Origin of the sequence: Wolbachia endosymbiont of Tettigetta isshikii (assembly GCF_041154185.1) — a bacterium.
In the GTDB taxonomy this organism is placed as follows: Bacteria; Pseudomonadota; Alphaproteobacteria; order Rickettsiales; family Anaplasmataceae; genus Wolbachia.
Map to the genome: position 1 here is coordinate 1 of NZ_JBFTEN010000025.1, position 16,659 is coordinate 16,659.

Consider the following 16,659-nt stretch of genomic DNA (forward strand, 5'->3'; position numbering starts at 1 on the left):
ATTCACATATTCATTGGCTTAAGTAAAAATTGCTGCGGTAGCTGTTTGATATAAAATCTATTTTCTATAACAAACGGGTTTTTATTGCCCATATGACTGAGTAAAGTTGCAAAACCACACAAATAAAAAATTTTTAAAAAACATAGTTGATATGAGCTGTTTATTTTCTCTTGACATCGTCAGAGCCTCCACAGCCAAATTTGGGTCTTAAATAGACATGTAAACAAAGAGCAGCTACTATAGATGTAGTTATGTGTTTTTTTGCTTATGATTATAGGTTTAGCAGGTGGAATTGGAGTAGGGAAGAGCTTTGTAGCCAATTGGTTTAAAGAGTTTGGTGCTGCTGTGTTTGACGCTGATTCTGTTGTACACCAGCTTTATAAAGTAGATAAGAGCATAATAAGTTACGCAAAAGAAAATTTTCCCGGAGGAGTAGTAAATGGTGAAATAGACGAGGAGGTATTGTCTAAATATTTCTTAGTCCATGATGAAAATTGGAAGCAATTTCAATCTTTAGTTCATTCCGCTGTGCGAAATGAACTAGAAATTTTTATTGCTCAGGAAAAAAAGACCGATAGAAAACTTCTAGTTCTAGATATTCCACTCCTGCTGGAAACGAGATTTCGTTTATATTGCAACATTATCGTCTTCGTTCATGCAGATAGTGCTGTGCAAGCTCAAAGACTCAATGAACGTAATATAGATAAAGAAAAGCTGGATCTAATTTCCAATATCCAGCTACCCATTGCAGAAAAAAGGCAGATGAGTGACTTTATCATCGATAACAGTGCAAGTAAAGAACACGTACTTTCTCAAATAAAAGATATAGTAGACTCGTTAAATCTCAGCAGTTGATTTCAACTTACAATTTGCCTTCACCAAATCACTTCGAATCTTGGTTGTATTATTTGTGGATTTCACTACTGAAATTTCAAACCTTGAGCCCGTGTTTAAAAATGACTCAATTGACCTACCAAAAAAGTCATACCTCCACCCTTTGAATAGTTTATCTGTCTGCCCAGATATTGACTCAGCCAATTCATCTTTTGACGAAACCAATTTTCTTGATATGCCGTTTTCCTTACATTCGCTCTCTAGAACAATCGAGAGTATATCAAGCACAGATCTATCATAACTGCTTGACGGAGTATAATCTTGCTGCATAAAGTCATTCTCATTCTCATTGAAAATATCTATAAATTCTAATAGGTCTTCCTCTTTTATGTTTTTCGTGTTCTTTCTGAGATCTTCTAAAATCTCGTCAACACGTTCCACGTTTTTTTCAATAAAGCCAGCTATTACAGCATTGTTAATTATTTTATTACGATTCATATTATAGCGCTGTGCTAAGGTCTCTTGCCACTCACTAACTGCTTTAACAGTTAATATCAATCTTGGATTTGCTTCGTAATTAAATTTAATCCTCTTCCATGCATCTTTTGGAGTACGCAAATACTTATTTATATCAACCGCTGCTTCCATCTCCTCCTGAAACCAGTCTATTCTACTCTTTTCTTCAAGTTTATTGCGCAATATCTGGTGTAGGTCATATAAGTGTACCACATCGCTTATTGCATAGTCTAATTGATCCTCAGAAAGAGGACGCTTTAACCAGTCTGAATTTTTAGCTTTAATTTTATCTAATACCACCTCTTGATATTGCTCCACTACTTTTGAGTAACCAATGAAGTCATGATAATAATGACAAAACATAGCAGCAACTTGGGTATCAAAAATGGGAGTGGGAATACATTTGAATACGGTAAATAAAGATTCTATGTCCTGCCGACAGCTATGAAACACCTTAACTATCTCCCGATTTAGCATTATTTTTTTAATAAGTGATAAATCAATTTCTGGCACTAGTGCATCTACAACAAAACTCTTACCTCCGTAAGAAATTTGAATTAATGACAATTTTGGATAATAGGTTAAATTCTTTCTAAGAAACTCCGTGTCAACTGCTATAAATTTCGGCTTTTTTGCTGTCAACTCTTCACATATGTCTCCTAGATCAGACGTTGTACTAATTAGCATATATTTTTTACTCAGTAACCATATTTTAACACTTAATATTAAATTATGCAATTAACAGATCTTTTGCATAATAAATTTATACAGAAGGATATTATACATACCTTTCACAAATAGCAGTTTAGACTTTTCAAAAAGTCAAAATTCCATATAATTTTAGCATGGCTGATATAGCTTATAGAAGGGGCTGCAAAAGATCCATTACACATGTACAGTTTTTCTAAAGAACGAGCAATCTTGCTTTTGTGTAGGCTTCTATTTAGATTTTATGTTATACATACGATAAAGCTGAAGCTATCAACGTATAAAAAACATTATGAACTTTGTAAGAGAAAAAAACACTCCTGTGATGGAGCAATATTTAAATCTGAAAGCTCAATATAAGGATCATCTGTTGTTCTATAGGCTGGGGGATTTTTATGAATTGTTTTTCGATGATGCTGTTAAAGCTGCAAAGCTGCTGAATATAGCGCTCACTAAGAGAGGTAATTCATGCGGGCAAGACATACCAATGTGTGGAGTGCCAGCACACAGTAGTGAATCTTACCTGTACAAGCTCATAGATTTAGGATTCAAAGTTGCAATCTGCGATCAATTAGAGACTGCTGACGAAGCAAAAAGGAGGGGCTATAAGTCCATAATAAAACGTGATGTAGTGCGAATTGTAACTCCAGGCACAATTATTGAAGACTCGCTGCTGGAGGATAAAAGCAATAATTATCTCGCATCCATAGTTGAACAAAATGGAGAGTATGCTATTGGCTGGCTTGAATTATCAACGGGAAAATTTTTTCACACTTTAACGAATTTGAAAGCCCTAGATAGCGATTTACTGCGTATATCACCAAAAGAATTATTAATTTCCGAGAAGCTAGCTGAGGATGAAAAAATCAGATCAATTTTAAAAAATTATAAAATATCAATTACGCGGCATGCCCAGAGTTTTTTTGAGTATAACAAATCTCACAGAACGCTGTGCGAATTTTATAAAATCAGAGAGCTTGGAGTTATAGGAAACTTCAGCAAAGTGGAGATTATAGCATGCGGTGCACTGCTTGAATATGTCAGAGTAACGCAAAGGGGTTCCATTCCAAGACTTGAGCTGCCAAAGCCCTACAGGCAACAAGGTTTCATGCTTATCGATGCTTCAGCAAGGAGAAATCTTGAGTTGTTTTCAACTCAATTTGGCGAAAAAAAAGGTTCACTGATTTCAGTTATTGATCACACAGTGACTGCTTCTGGCGGACGTCTGCTCAAACAAATGCTCGCTTCACCACTTGCTTGTCCTAAGGCGATTAACTTGAGACTTGGCACCGTTGAATTTTTTGTAAACAGCCATGAAGCACGCAAAAAAATACGGGAGATATTATCTAACATTCCAGATATTGAAAGGTCACTATCACGTTTAATATTAGGGCGTGGCTCACCAAAGGACATGAACCTACTAAAAATAGGCCTTGGGAAAACGTTAGAGTTGTCCGAGTTTTTATCCAAGCTAGATCCCTTACATAATTATCACTTAAGTGAAAAATTAGCAGTTGACCCTCAGATGTCATTCCAGTGCTTGACGCCGGAATCAAAGGGAAAAGAACCGGTGTCTACTGCTCAGATAACAAGCAGTGATGAGAGTGAACTTAGCACAATACATAAAAGCTTTGGCAATCACAAAGAACTGTTTGAGCTTCTAAACGAAGCTGTACTTGACAATAACCTAAGTTCCGCAAAAGAAGGAGGATTTATCAATCCACAATATAACCAAGAATTATCGGAGTTATCCTATGTACTCAACAATAGCAACAAATTGATAACCAAACTCCGAGAATCTTATCGCGATCTGACTGGCATTGTCGCACTAAAAATATTGCACAACAACATCCTTGGTTATTACATTGAAGTGTCAGCAAATCATAAATTAACCTCGGACATATTCATTCACAGGCAAAGCTTAGCAAATAGGATGCGCTACACTACTAATGAATTGAAAGAACTAGAGAATAAGATTCTCACGGCACGTGACGCTGTAATCAGCTTAGAAATGAAAATTTTCAGTGAACTATGTGGTAAAATTGCTAAAGAATCTGAGAAGATTGCTCTCGCTGCAAATGCCTTCGCAAAGCTTGATATCCGAGCTGCGTTTGCAGAGCTCGCAGTGCAAAATAATTACGTAAAACCCATTATTGATAACAGCAAAGAATTCAATATCTGCAGCGGAAGACACCCAGTGGTTGAAGTTAACGATAAGTTTATCACAAATAACATCAACTTAGCTGGTATACATCTAATCACTGGTCCTAATATGGCTGGAAAAAGCACTTTTCTAAGGCAAAACGCTCTCATCGCAATTTTAGCTCATATGGGATCATTTGTGCCAGCAGATAGTGCACATATTGGTGTGATTGACAAGATATTCAGCAGAGTTGGTGCAACAGATAATATAACAGCTGGTTATTCCACCTTCATGGTAGAGATGATTGAAACAGCAACCATAGTCAATCAGGCAACAGATCGTTCCTTGGTGATACTTGATGAAATTGGCAGAGGCACAGGGGTATATGACGGCTTATCTATTGCTCAGGCAGTGATTGAACATATCCACAATGTAAACAGGTGCCGTGCCATTTTTGCAACTCATTATCATGAACTAACTAAAGTAAGCAAATACTTGAAGAACGTAAAATGCTTCTGTGTGAAAATAAAAGAATGGAACGGAGAGGTAATCTTTCTCCATGAAGTAGTTGAGGGCGTTGCAGATGAGTCATATGGAATACATGTAGCAAAACTCGCCGGCTTTCCTGATTCTGTACTGGACAGAGCAAGCGAAGTGTTTGAAGAACTGAGGGCTTGAGAGTTATAAATACAGTGCCCCTTTCTTGTCATCCCAGTACTTGATACTGGGATCTACCGTCTTAAACATCAAGATAAAAATTATTATTTTTTATCTTGGCATTTAAGCAAATGATAATTTTTCTCATTACAGCAACTAAAGCAACTTTAGTAGCTTTGCCGGAATCAACTAAACGCTCGTAAAGTGCTTTCATTCTCCTGTTATGACGAATTGCAACCACAGCAGACATATATAATGCTTTTCGAGCATAAAATCTGCCACCTATGATCTGGGCTTTGCCGACTTTCCTTCCGCTTTCATTAGTTTTTGGTGCAACTCCAACTAAACACGCTATTTTCTTATTATCTAGCCTACCAAGTTCAGGCACTTCTATGAGAAGAATACTTGCAATTTTTTGTCCAACACCTTTATAACTAGTTAGCAGTTTGCTTTTTTCCTTCAAATCAAGGTCAGATGCCTTTTATATCTTTCCTAACTTGCTCTGATTGCCCTTTTGCAAATTCTATCTGTTTTTCTATATATTCTCTGGCTTTTCCTGTGGCATTTTGCAAGCGGCGCTTGTTTGCATGAATCTCATCGCTTAGATTGCGCTCAATTCCTCTTGCTTTTGTGAAACCATACACTCTTTTACCCCATCGTTTTTGCGATAAATTCAGCATATTTTTCCAACAGTTTTGCATCTAATTTATCGGTCTTTGCAAAGTGATTGCAGGCTTTTGCAAATGCATACACCCGATTTGGATGAGCTCTATGAACAGCTATCTTCTGCTCTTGTAACAATTTTATTACAAGTTTCTCATAATCACCTGTTTACACATGACTCAACAAATACGTTAGCCATTTTTGACCTTATGAATTCAGATACAGCCCTTTCTGCATTCTCTATACGCTGATGTTTGTTGTTAATTGAGATATCAAGTGTTTTTTTTGAAACATCAATACCCATGAAAACTGTTCTAGCCATTTTTGTACATATAAATATAGTTAAACAATAATATAAATGATGTACAGGATTGTGATTCGATCTTTTAGATCCTCCTGCCGTTCGTACTACATTTTTTTAGCAAGGAGTGATCCCTACGATTTCTGTCAATCAATCAAGTTAACAGCTTGCTCATTATAGCCTTACAGCTTTGATTTAATATACAATCCAGGATACTACTTTAATAATAAATATTTAAGAAATTTACCAAGCAAAAAAAGGCGAAGAAACCCCGAATGGCGAGTTTTGAGTCTATAATACTTTAAATTGGCGCTATAGTAATTTACTAACGCTTAGTTTAAGCGCGATTTGGCTGAATGTAGAAAAAATGAAAAAGACATGCAGCCGCTATAATTTGATACAATCCGCCAAAAAATAGCCTGAGTTTTTTACTGAGTTTTGTCATTGCCCTGCAGATCAAAAACAAGTTTTGAGTCAGAAACACCCTCACTATTATAGTGTGGAAGCTGGAGGAACTTGTCAAGTAGTTTTTTTGACTCTGTTTCTATGAACTACTTAGATGACACAGTTTTCGTATAGTAGGAGCATCTGTGAAGCCTATGTTCTATAACAGAACTTACTTAGGTATGAAATTACTCGCGTAAGACTTTGGATGTCTCTTAATATCTTTTGGCATTTCAATTATATATTTAGCATTGCGTCTTTTTGCGTAGAACACTGCTTTTTCAAGGGAGTCAAACTTTAATACAATCTGTTTTTTGGGGCTTTTTGAGCCAACCCATCCCATCAGAGGTTCAATATAGTAAGGATCAGGTTCAGTTCTTAGGTGCCAAAAGTGTGTATTACCTAAGCCAGATTGTGTTGCAGTTCTTGTTGGTTTGTAAATCTTAAAAACTACTCTATCATCAATGCTCATGGCTTTTGCTAAATAAACTAAAATATATACCTAAATAAATCCCTGCACAAACAATTAACGTGGTTTCCTTTTCTCTTTATATTGGAACAATATAGTTTTTACAAATTCAAAAATCAGTGTTAAATAAAGGTATAAACACAAAAAGAAAAAAATGATTGAACTTAAAGGTCCAGAAATTTGTGAGAGTGGAAATAAGAAAAATTTAATTGTTTGCTTACATGGCTGGGGATCAAGCGGTGATAACTTTGTTCATCTTGCTAAAGTTATGAGCAAATCTTTATCTGATTTATGTTTTATAGCACCAAATGCTCCATTTGAAAGGGAAATAGGTGATGGTTATCAATGGTTCAGCTTAGAGGATCGCAGTGAAGAGGTGCTATATAATGGAGTAAAAAGTGCCGCATTGATAGTAAATCATTTTATTGATACGAAGTTAAAAGAGCTTAGCTTAAATAATGCACAGCTTTCTTTGATTGGGTTTTCCCAAGGGGCAATGCTTGCAATACACACAGCTCTTACACGCTCTCAATCTTGTGCATCGGTTGTTGCATATTCTGGTAGGTTTCTCTCACTTTCAAAAGTTGCACCAGAGATCAAATCAAAGCCCAACATGTGCATTATCCACGGTGATGCTGACGATGTAATACCTTTTTCTTCTCTTGACTTGACAGTTAAAGCTCTGAAGGAAAATGGAATAAACGTTGAGGGGCACCCAATTCATGCATTGGGCCACATTATCAATGAAGAAGGAATAAGATTGGGTGTAGAATTTATTAAGAAAAATTTCAAAAACTAATTTTCATGCACTTGTTTTGCTTCGGTTATGGATATGTAGCTAGGTTTCTGTCGAAAAAGTTGCTGAATTTAGGTTGGAAAGTTAGCGGCACTTCAAGAAATCAAGGTATACGAAGCGTTAGTCTCTTTAATTACAATGAAGTGAGCAAAGATACATTTCAAGACGTAACACATATTTTAATTTCAATCCCGCCAGATGGTGATGATGTGCTGGAGAGATATGGTCATTACTTTCAAAATGTCAAATGGCTTGGTTATCTATCTGCAACTAGTGTCTATGGCGACCACGCTGGTAATTGGGTTACGGAGGAATCTGAAACAAAACCTGTAGAAAATAGAGGAGAGAAGCGCCTTAGATCTGAAAAGAAATGGCTAAATAGAAATTTACCTGTTCATGTTTTTCGTTTGGCTGGAATATACGGCCCCGGAAGAAACGTATTAGTTGATTTGCAACTCAATAAAGCAAGAAATGTACGAAAAGAAGGGCATTTTTTTTCTCGTATTCATGTTGAAGATATATCTAATATTCTATTTTCTTCCATGCAAAGCATAAAATCCGGTGAAATATACAATTGTGCGGATGACTTGCCTGCTACACAATCTGAAGTGGTAGTATACGCAGCCAAACTTCTGAATGTTAGTGTTCCAGAGCCATTGGAGGTTTCTTCCTTGCCTGACTGCGCACAGAGTTTTTATTTAGGATCAAAAAAAGTAAGCAATGTTAAAGTTAAAAGAGATCTTGGCATCTCTCTAGTTTATCCTAACTATAAGGTAGGGTTGGAAAGCTTACATGCTGAAGAGTTGAAGTCACGTATTTAAAGACTGCATCTATTCAGAGGCATGGTGAATATTGAAGCAAAAGTGGTGTCATTCCAGTGTCAGCTACTTGTATGACAGGAAGAGGAGCTGCTTGGATGATATCTTTTAAAAAAAGCTGAGGTGATTGATTTTGATGAGAACATAATTAAAGGCCTGAACAGGCTATGTTAACCCTTACAAGCCTAAGTAAAAGGCAGAGGCAGAAATTACTCTACCTCTTATTAGTTAACTTTAAGCTGCTTACTTACCAGTAGCTTTTGTTATAGCTGCATTTACTGCAACCTCTTGTAATTTAGCTGGTACGTCGCATTTTAATGCTTGATAGTCTTTATTACTTACTGCAACTTTTAATGAATTAGCTTCTTTAGCCATGCCTAACTCTGCTTTCATTTCATCAAGTTGAGTTTTCTTATTTACATTAATTATTTTCACTTTATATTCTTTAGCACACATTGAAGGATCTTTATGTTTCAATTCAACTTCTTTACCTGCTAATAATACATGAACCATTTTTTCATCATCTTCTGCTAATGCTTTATAATCATCAATTGGAAGTGCAAGGAATAATTCTTCAACTTTTTTCTCTGGTTGCCCAGATTTTTCAACAGAGATTGTACCACTCTTTATTATTGCATCACCAAGAAGAACAGAGAAGTTTGCGTACTCATCTTTCTGACCAGGGTGACCATTTCGACCATTAGCTCCTTCCATTGAATACAGCTGCTGATATGAAGAAATAGATCTTGCAACGAAGTATATAGCAACATAAGAAGCTATTGCTGCTATTACCCAAGGGTTAGCAAGAAATGCTGGGAGTGCTGAAGAAGGTGCTACTCCTTTCGCTGCAGCATAAATAGTAGTTGCCGCTATTGCTATAGCTGCAATTGCAAAAGAAGCTTGTAGAGCTGCTTTTGAGATATGTGAAGTGTTTTTCCATACCCATATGCTTTGTGTGTTTTGATTTTTTTCGTCGTTTAGCATAATAACCTCTTAAAATAAGTTAATAAAAAATTAACTATATATTAATAACACATGTTAGTCAAGTCTTTTTTATAATAATTTAATAAAATAAGTATATTCTGGGTTACTTCCTAAATTGCTATTAATCATGTACAGTTGATATATGATACATGGTTGGCTAAATCTCGACAAAGCGATAGGAATTAGTTCTGCACAAGCTGTAGTCCGGGTTAAGAAGATTTTTGGAATTAAAAAAGCTGGTCATTTGGGAACGCTTGACCCCTTAGCTTCAGGTGTGTTGCCAATTGCCCTTGGCGAGGCAACAAAAACTATACCGTACTTATCTTGTGACCTAAAGGCATACAATTTCACAATAAAATGGGGAGAGCAAAAAACCACAGACGATTTAGATGGTGATACTATTAAAGCTAGCAACATAAAGCCTGAGTATAACCAAATAAACTGTGCGATCAAGAATCTTGTTGGTGAGATAGCACAAACTCCTCCTCAATTCTCAGCAATAAAAATCAATGGGACAAGGGCATATAAATTAGCAAGAAGTGGGCAAAAAGCGAATATAAAGCCCCGCTTAGTGCGAATATATGAACTGAAATTGGTCTCTGCTAATACCATAAATAACAGTGCTGATTTTTCTATGCTGTGCGGTAGTGGCGTATATGTGAGATCAATTGCAAGAGATCTTGGAATCGCATTAAATTGCTTTGGACATATTACACAATTAAGAAGGACCATGGTAGGCAGTTTTAGAGAAACCGAATCAGTGACAATTGAACGGCTTACAAAAAAAGATAAAATTATCCCCATCGCATCAGCTTTGAAATCAATGTTCAAGGTTGAAATTTCCGCAGAGGAAGCGGAGAAAATCAGAAAAGGTCAGGAAATCGTATTAAATAACTTGCGTAATTTAAAGAATTATGATATTTTTTGTACGATAGTGGGTAATGTACCCGTTGCAATCTGCAGTTTTACTTATGATTGTATAAAACCTGTTCGTGTTTTTAATGTTTGAAATGAGGTTTAGATGTCAATAACATCAGAAAAGAAAAAGAATTTGATAAATGTATATGCAATTAAAGAAAATGACACAGGTTCATCTTTTGTACAATGTGCTATTTTAACCGAAAGGATCAGTAACTTAACTGAGCACTTTAAAGTGCACAAGCATGACCATCACTCTAAGCGTGGTTTACTTATATTAATAGGTAGAAGACGCAAACACTTAAATTATATAAAGCGTAAGTTTGATAATCAGGTCTATCAGGAGTTAATAAAGAAGTTAGGCATTAGAAAATAATCGAGGAATTTTGTATGTTTGAAATTATAAAAAAATCTATAGACTGGGGTGGTCGTACCTTATCTTTAGAAACTGGCAAAATAGCACGTCAAGCTGATGGTTCAGTGGTTGTAAATTACGGGGATACTTCCATTTTAGTAACTGTTGTACGTAAAAAGAAGGAAGAAAATATTGATTTCCTGCCTCTAAATGTGCAATTTATTGCAAAAAGCTATGTCATGGGTAAGATTCCCGGTGGCTTTTTTAAAAGAGAAGGTAAGCCGTCTGACAGAGAGACTTTAATTTCAAGGGCAATAGACAGAAGTATAAGACCACTATTTCCAGAAGGTTTTCACGATGAAGTCAGTGTGGTGTGCAATTTATTAACTTATGATACGGTCAACCATCCTGAAATACCAGCATTGATTGGTACTGTTGCAGCCCTTGCAATTTCTGGTGTTCCTTTTTACTCTACCATAGCTGGAGCTTTGGTTGGTTGTGATGAAAATAACAACTATATACTCAACCCTTCTGTTCAAGAGATGAAAACAAGCAGCTTAGATCTGTTTTTATCTGGTGACGAGCATTCAATTTTGATGGTTGAATCAGAGGTAAAGGAGCTTTCTGAAGAAAATGTTCTAAGCGCAACAAAATTTGGTCATGAACACCTTCAACCCGTCATTAAGCTTATAAAAGAGTTTGCTGACACAATTGGCAAGAAACCTGAGAGCTTCGCTCCTATTGATATGTCAGACATAATGCAGGATCTTGAAAAGTACAGTAAAGATTTCGAAAATGCGTACTCACAAACAGTAAAACAACAGCGAGCTCAAACCTTAGAAGCGCTCAGAGGTGATATATTAAACACTCTTAAGGAAGCTGGAAAAGATGAGAAACTCATTACATATGCAATAAAAAGCTTTGAAAGATCCTTAGTGCGCGAGATAATTAAAAAGAAAGGTATGAGGATAGACGGTCGTAAGCATGATGAAATACGTCAGATAGAAGTTGAAGTTGACATTTTATCCAGAACCCATGGTTCTGCATTATTTACAAGAGGTAGTACTCAGGCGCTGGTTGTTACTGCTCTTGGTACTACACAAGACGAGCAAATTGTAGATGACATTGAAGGCGACAGACGTGAACATTTCATATTGCATTACAATTTTCCTTCATTTGCTGTTGGAGAGGCTTCTGCTATACGTGCACCAGGAAGAAGGGAAATAGGTCATGGTAAACTTGCTTGGAAAGCAATTCATCCTGTTTTACCTGATAAGTCCGAATTTCCTTATACAATAAGAGTAGTATCTGAAATTATGGAATCAGATGGTTCTTCTTCTATGGCAACAGTTTGCGGTACCTCCCTTGCCTTAATGGATACAGGCGTGCCAATAAGGGCTCCCGTTGCTGGAATTGCTATGGGCCTTATCAAAAATAAAGATGAGTATACAATACTTTCCGATATCCTGGGTGATGAAGATTATCTTGGCGATATGGACTTTAAAGTAGCAGGAACTAGTAAAGGAATTACGGCACTGCAAATGGATATGAAAATTTCTGGTATAAGTTTTGAAATTGTTGAAAAATCTTTGGAACAAGCAAAAGCTGGAAGGTTGCATATCTTAGAAAAAATGAATGCAGTGATTTCAGAGCATAGTGATGACGTGAAAAGTCATGCACCAAGAATGGTATCATTTTACATAGATAAAGATAAGATTCCTGCAGCTATTGGTGCTAAAGGAAAAAATATACGCAGTGTGTGTGAAAGAAGTAATGTAAAAATTGAGATAAGGGATGATGGCAAAGTTTCTGTGTTTGCTGTGAGTAGCACTGAAGCTGAGATTGCAAAAAATATGTTGATTGACTCAATAACAGAACTAGAGCAAGGTGCCATAGTTGATGCCAAGGTTATCAAAATAGATAAGTCTATTGTGGAGCTTGAACTTCTCAATGGAAGAAAAGGAAAAATGCACATAAGTGAAGTGGCTAATCAGCATATAGAATCTATTGAGGATATGCTTAAACATGGCGATGTTTTCAAAGCGTTGGTAATTGATTTTGAAAAAGGTCGATGCCCAAAATTGTCAAGGCGTCGCGTTGATCAAGAGACAGGCGAGTTTTTTGAAGGCGAGCTCTATAATGAAGAAAAGAAAGATGGTTCAAGTGATAGGGATTATCATAATAGTTCATTCAATAGAAAACCTGTGCATCGTAAGAGACCTACTCGTCCTCGTTCTGGCTTCAGTAACAGGAGTAACAGACCACAATTTGGTAGTGATGATTCATCATCGAGCTTTTATTGAGAGTAGATTTCTTGTATTACCTCCTTCATCCTAGTACCCAGGTACTAGGATGGTATAGGTTGTTGATTTATTTCTCAACTAGAGGTTTAGGCTGCTATAGCAGCGGGTTTTTAAGATCGCTCACAGCTTTCTTCGTATTTTCAGCTCTAAATATTGCTGATCCAGCGACCAAGATATCTGCACCTGCTTTTGTTATATCGGCTGCGTTTAGGGCGCTTACTCCACCATCCACTGAAATTTGCGTTTTAAGATTACGCTCTTCTATCATTTTCTTCACAACGGATATCTTGTGTAGTTGCGAATGGATAAACTTCTGTCCACCAAATCCAGGGTTGACTGTCATAATCAGCACAATATCCAGTTCATGTATTATATACTCAAGCACACATGGAGAAGTTGAAGGAACGATCGAAATTCCAACTTGAATTGTTTTTTTTGTATCGTTTACGTTTTTGTATGACTTTATTTCCCTAACCAGTCTCTCAAGGTGTATCTCTGCTTCTGCATGTATAGTGATAATATCAGCACCAGCATTTATAAAGCTTTCAATATGGTCACCAGGAGATTTAACCATTAAGTGTACATCAAAAGGAAGATTGCTATACTTACGTATTGCAGAAATAACACTCGGACCAATTGTAATATTCGGAACGAAGTTTCCATCCATAACGTCTATGTGTATATAATCTACACCTAAATCGCTAATTTTTTTCACTTCTTCCCCCAATTTTGCAAAGTCTGCTGAAATTATAGAAGGTGCAATTTTAATACCCATGGGCTGTTTTTTATTAAAGAATAAAAATAACTTATTTTTTAAACTCTGTCACCTTGACCACAAAACACAGAAAAGTTGCATCTATGCTGGAACGATAAGGTCTTGCAAGATAAACATCGTATTTACATGAAATACCTTGACTTCATACGTGTTAAGAAGCATTTTATATACATTGGTGCCCGTAGCTCAGCTGGATAGAGCAACAGCCTTCTAAGCTGTGGGTCGTAGGTTCGAATCCTACCGGGCACACCACACATGTAGTACCTGTGTTTTTACTTTGTCATGTAACTTCCAAGCGTTTCTCCTGAAAATTTCTTACCATAAATCACAGCTGTACGAACATTGCAATTAGCAGGTGATTTGCGTAACAGACGGTGTCATCCCAGTGCTCCGACACTGGGATCCAGCATTTCCATAAAACGTCGTATTTTATCACAAAACAGCTACTTTTATACTCACCAACTTAATAGAATCCCTGGATGCCAGTGTTAGCTCCTTTCACAACAATCGTACCAAACATCATATCATGATATGTCTGTTTTTTTTGAGAGAAGCAAGCCACTGAATACCAGCAAAAGGTGAGCAGCAATATAATTACTCCCAGTATGCTTAAAGCGCTTACTAACACGTTTTGTTCTTGGAAAAGCTCGATTAGGATAGCTATTATGTTGTTTAATAGATGAAGAAAAAACTGAGAAATGCTCCTGTCAAATGCTAAACTCAAGCCTATTTTAGAGCCATCTAGGCTTATGGTATGTATGTTCATTAACTGCTGACCGGGAGTTGCCTGAGCTGCTGAGGATATAAAATATGTGAAGTAACTGCAATTTACACACATATATGATAAATATAAAATTAACGGAAAATTCTTTAACAATAGTATGATTAATAAGTTTGGAATTAATAAAATTGCCACATCTATTAAATATGCACAAAAGCGCCTTTTTATACTGGCAATCTCTGTAACAGTGTTCATTATCTATCTTTCAAATACTTTATTATGAAATCTGTAAGTTTATCAAAATGTTGAAAATATAACAAATCTTTGTATCCGCTTATTGATTGGCCATATATAATAGGCAAACAATTGGCGTTTTGTGCACACAAAATATCTGTGATACTGTCACCAACAAAAAACACGTTTTCTTTATTTATAGGCAATGTACTCTCCTCTAGTGCGAACAGCAGTGGAGTTGCAGATGGTTTGTCTTCTGCAGTATCGGATGAACCAACTACTCTCTCAAAGTAAGAGTATAGCTTAAAATAGGCTACTTCTTCACGTAAATTAGTGTTTTTCTTATTACTTACTATTGCTAGATAGATATTATGGCTTTTCAACTTCTGCAGCATTTTCTCTACTCCTTGATTTAGAGTAATGTTTTGCAACAGTGCATTATCTAAGTATTGTTGGTATATTTGATTTGCTTTTTTCCACTGATCGCCAAACAAATTGACCATATAGCTTTTTCTCGACTCATGGGAATTTCTATCAGCGGCTTTATTACTGTACCCCATTGAATCTAAGGTATGCTTAATGGCATTAGAAATATTGTCTTGGGTGTCAACCAAGGTATTATCCCAATCGAATACTACTGCTAATGGGCTGTTTTTCATTTCTACATTGTTACGTATTTTAGGTTAATAAGTAAATAACATTTTGATGAAAAAAATATAAATAGGACGCTCTTAATGATCACAAGAAACATTACTTATTGCAAGTTGTGTTAACCATTTCTACATAATAAGCTAATACACTGGTTTTATAAGCTTTATTAGGAGTAGGTATGGCTGAAGTTAAGAATGCATCTCAAGAAAATGTTGAAAAAAATTTAAAGATGTTTTTGGACGTTCCCCAGGTCCTTTCCCAGAAGGTACTTCATTAGAAGATAAGGTTAATTATATCGCAGAAAGAACAGAAGCTCTAAAGGCTGTGAAAAGTAAAGAGCTCGAAAGTAAAATGGAAAATATTGCAAAATTAAACAAAGAGCTTGAAAAACGACAAAGACAGAACGATGAAGAAATAGATAAACTTAGACGATCAACACAAGAGCTAAGAAAAGAGTTTGGTACGAGTAAAATAAAGAAATTATGTGGTAATGATGAATTACCGCAAGAAGCTAGACAAGATGCGCAAATCGCTGAAGCTTCTAAGCAAACAGATATGCAACCACCAAGGGTTGAAGAGTTGCGTGATAATCCAGAGTTTCAAGAAGCAGCCGGCAATCTTAAAGAAACTACAGCAGAAGGTGAAAAGTTTGGACGAAGTGGACAAAAGGAGACCTCTGTGCAAACAGACACACAACTATCGGTGAATGCGGAGGCTCAAGCTCTGTCGGAATCTAAATCACAGGCTGTTGATCTCTCTTCGATGAGTAGAAGCCCTATAAGAGAAAATAAAAAGCCTGGGTTGAATAAAGAAGATAATGTGCCTCAAGAAAATCAAAAAGAAGAAGGACTTTTAAGTCTTCTAAAGTGCTTTGTTAAGAAGGTACTAGAAAAACTTTTAGGTGAAGATGAAAAGAGTGTAGAGAATGCTCATAACATGAAAGGAGCTACTCAGAGAGATAACGAGGTGCAACAACATGGCAAACACTTCGATAAAATTTTAAATCAAGATCAAAGTATAGGAAAAGGTTTAAAGTAAGTAGCAATACAAGTTGAGAATTCTACGATAACGCCTGTCAATACTCCTAAAGTGGATAAAACCGCGGGTCATGAAAGATGATCCGCTTGACTTCAGTGATTTGAAAAAGCATTTAACTATGCAATATGCTGTATAGCTACAATTAGACTTATTGCTTAACTTAAACTAAAGGCAATTTTGGGTGTGCTCTAAAATTGCCTTAGCTATGAATGTTAAGAAATTTACTAAGCAGAAAAAAGCAAAAAAACCCCGAGTAGCTAGTTATTCACTATCTATCTTATAACATTGGCGTTTTTGATATCTTAAACGACTTATAAGCGCCTTTCAGCTT

The 16,659-nt window shown here is 36.2% G+C and carries 14 protein-coding genes, 1 tRNA gene and 1 pseudogene; 9 read left to right on the plus strand and 7 right to left on the minus strand.

Annotated elements, in window-relative coordinates; all coding sequences use genetic code 11:
* Nucleotides 1-267 precede the first annotated feature (267 nt).
* Nucleotides 268-855, plus strand: coding sequence for a dephospho-CoA kinase (gene coaE / locus AB6N09_RS04850; protein ID WP_411131813.1), 588 nt, complete (start codon nucleotides 268-270; stop codon nucleotides 853-855).
* Here coaE and AB6N09_RS04855 read toward each other — a convergent pair.
* Nucleotides 838-2,037: a ribonuclease D gene (locus tag AB6N09_RS04855; RefSeq protein WP_411131814.1), complete on the minus strand. Its 1,200-nt coding sequence runs from the start codon at nucleotides 2,035-2,037 to the stop codon at nucleotides 838-840. The two genes, coaE and AB6N09_RS04855, sit on opposite strands and share 18 nt — an antisense overlap.
* Before the next feature lie 313 nt (nucleotides 2,038-2,350).
* Here AB6N09_RS04855 and mutS point away from each other — a divergent pair, with 313 nt between their 5' ends.
* Nucleotides 2,351-4,879, plus strand: a complete 2,529-nt coding sequence (mutS, locus tag AB6N09_RS04860) for a DNA mismatch repair protein MutS (protein ID WP_411131815.1) — start codon at nucleotides 2,351-2,353, stop codon at nucleotides 4,877-4,879.
* Between the two features lie 61 nt (nucleotides 4,880-4,940).
* On the opposite strand, the pseudogene AB6N09_RS05765 reads toward mutS, so the two are convergent.
* Nucleotides 4,941-5,843, minus strand: a pseudogene (locus tag AB6N09_RS05765) (IS110 family transposase).
* Between the two features lie 595 nt (nucleotides 5,844-6,438).
* On the minus strand, nucleotides 6,439-6,738 hold the full coding sequence (locus AB6N09_RS04885; protein ID WP_411131820.1) for an NADH dehydrogenase ubiquinone Fe-S protein 4: 300 nt from the start codon (nucleotides 6,736-6,738) through the stop codon (nucleotides 6,439-6,441).
* Nucleotides 6,739-6,889: 151 nt separating this feature from the next.
* Between AB6N09_RS04885 and AB6N09_RS04890 the strand changes: the two genes are divergently transcribed.
* Both AB6N09_RS04890 and AB6N09_RS04895 read left to right on the plus strand, forming a co-directional pair.
* Nucleotides 6,890-7,534: an alpha/beta hydrolase gene (locus tag AB6N09_RS04890; RefSeq protein ID WP_411131821.1), complete on the plus strand. Its 645-nt coding sequence runs from the start codon at nucleotides 6,890-6,892 to the stop codon at nucleotides 7,532-7,534.
* Nucleotides 7,535-7,539: 5 nt separating this feature from the next.
* A complete protein-coding gene (locus AB6N09_RS04895) occupies nucleotides 7,540-8,352 on the plus strand; it encodes an SDR family oxidoreductase (protein WP_411131822.1) in 813 nt (270 codons plus the stop codon).
* A 240-nt stretch (nucleotides 8,353-8,592) separates the two neighbouring features.
* Here the strand turns inward: AB6N09_RS04895 and AB6N09_RS04900 are convergent, their stop codons facing one another.
* Entirely contained in the window at nucleotides 8,593-9,333 is a 741-nt protein-coding gene (locus AB6N09_RS04900) for a hypothetical protein (RefSeq protein WP_411131823.1), read from the minus strand.
* Nucleotides 9,334-9,478: 145 nt separating this feature from the next.
* Here AB6N09_RS04900 and truB point away from each other — a divergent pair, with 145 nt between their 5' ends.
* The 3 genes from truB to pnp are packed head-to-tail and all read left to right on the plus strand — an operon-like array spanning nucleotide 9,479 to nucleotide 12,909.
* A complete protein-coding gene (gene truB / locus AB6N09_RS04905; protein ID WP_411131830.1) occupies nucleotides 9,479-10,342 on the plus strand; it encodes a tRNA pseudouridine(55) synthase TruB in 864 nt (287 codons plus the stop codon).
* A gap of 12 nt (nucleotides 10,343-10,354) precedes the next feature.
* Nucleotides 10,355-10,627 (plus strand): 30S ribosomal protein S15, encoded by a 273-nt coding sequence (rpsO, locus tag AB6N09_RS04910; protein ID WP_411131824.1) that lies wholly within the window; start codon nucleotides 10,355-10,357, stop codon nucleotides 10,625-10,627.
* Nucleotides 10,628-10,641: 14 nt separating this feature from the next.
* The gene (gene pnp / locus AB6N09_RS04915; RefSeq protein WP_411131825.1) at nucleotides 10,642-12,909 is read left to right on the plus strand and encodes a polyribonucleotide nucleotidyltransferase; all 2,268 of its coding nucleotides are present in this window, start codon (nucleotides 10,642-10,644) and stop codon (nucleotides 12,907-12,909) included.
* A gap of 94 nt (nucleotides 12,910-13,003) precedes the next feature.
* Here the strand turns inward: pnp and rpe are convergent, their stop codons facing one another.
* Entirely contained in the window at nucleotides 13,004-13,684 is a 681-nt protein-coding gene (rpe, locus tag AB6N09_RS04920) for a ribulose-phosphate 3-epimerase (RefSeq protein WP_411131826.1), read from the minus strand.
* A gap of 175 nt (nucleotides 13,685-13,859) precedes the next feature.
* On the opposite strand from rpe, the gene AB6N09_RS04925 reads away from it, so the two are divergent.
* Nucleotides 13,860-13,936: transfer RNA gene (locus AB6N09_RS04925), tRNA-Arg, on the plus strand.
* A gap of 211 nt (nucleotides 13,937-14,147) precedes the next feature.
* On the opposite strand, the gene AB6N09_RS04930 is transcribed toward AB6N09_RS04925, so the two are convergent.
* Both AB6N09_RS04930 and AB6N09_RS04935 read right to left on the minus strand, forming a co-directional pair.
* A complete protein-coding gene (locus AB6N09_RS04930) occupies nucleotides 14,148-14,660 on the minus strand; it encodes an RDD family protein (RefSeq protein ID WP_411131827.1) in 513 nt (170 codons plus the stop codon).
* Nucleotides 14,660-15,298, minus strand: a complete 639-nt coding sequence (locus AB6N09_RS04935) for an HAD family hydrolase (protein WP_411131828.1) — start codon at nucleotides 15,296-15,298, stop codon at nucleotides 14,660-14,662. The genes AB6N09_RS04930 and AB6N09_RS04935 overlap by 1 nt, the downstream gene beginning before the upstream one ends.
* A 316-nt stretch (nucleotides 15,299-15,614) precedes the next feature.
* Between AB6N09_RS04935 and AB6N09_RS04940 the strand changes: the two genes are divergently transcribed.
* Nucleotides 15,615-16,328 carry a hypothetical protein gene (locus tag AB6N09_RS04940; protein ID WP_411131829.1) on the plus strand — a complete coding sequence of 238 codons (714 nt, stop codon included), beginning with the start codon at nucleotides 15,615-15,617 and terminating at the stop codon, nucleotides 16,326-16,328.
* Nucleotides 16,329-16,659: the final 331 nt, after the last annotated feature.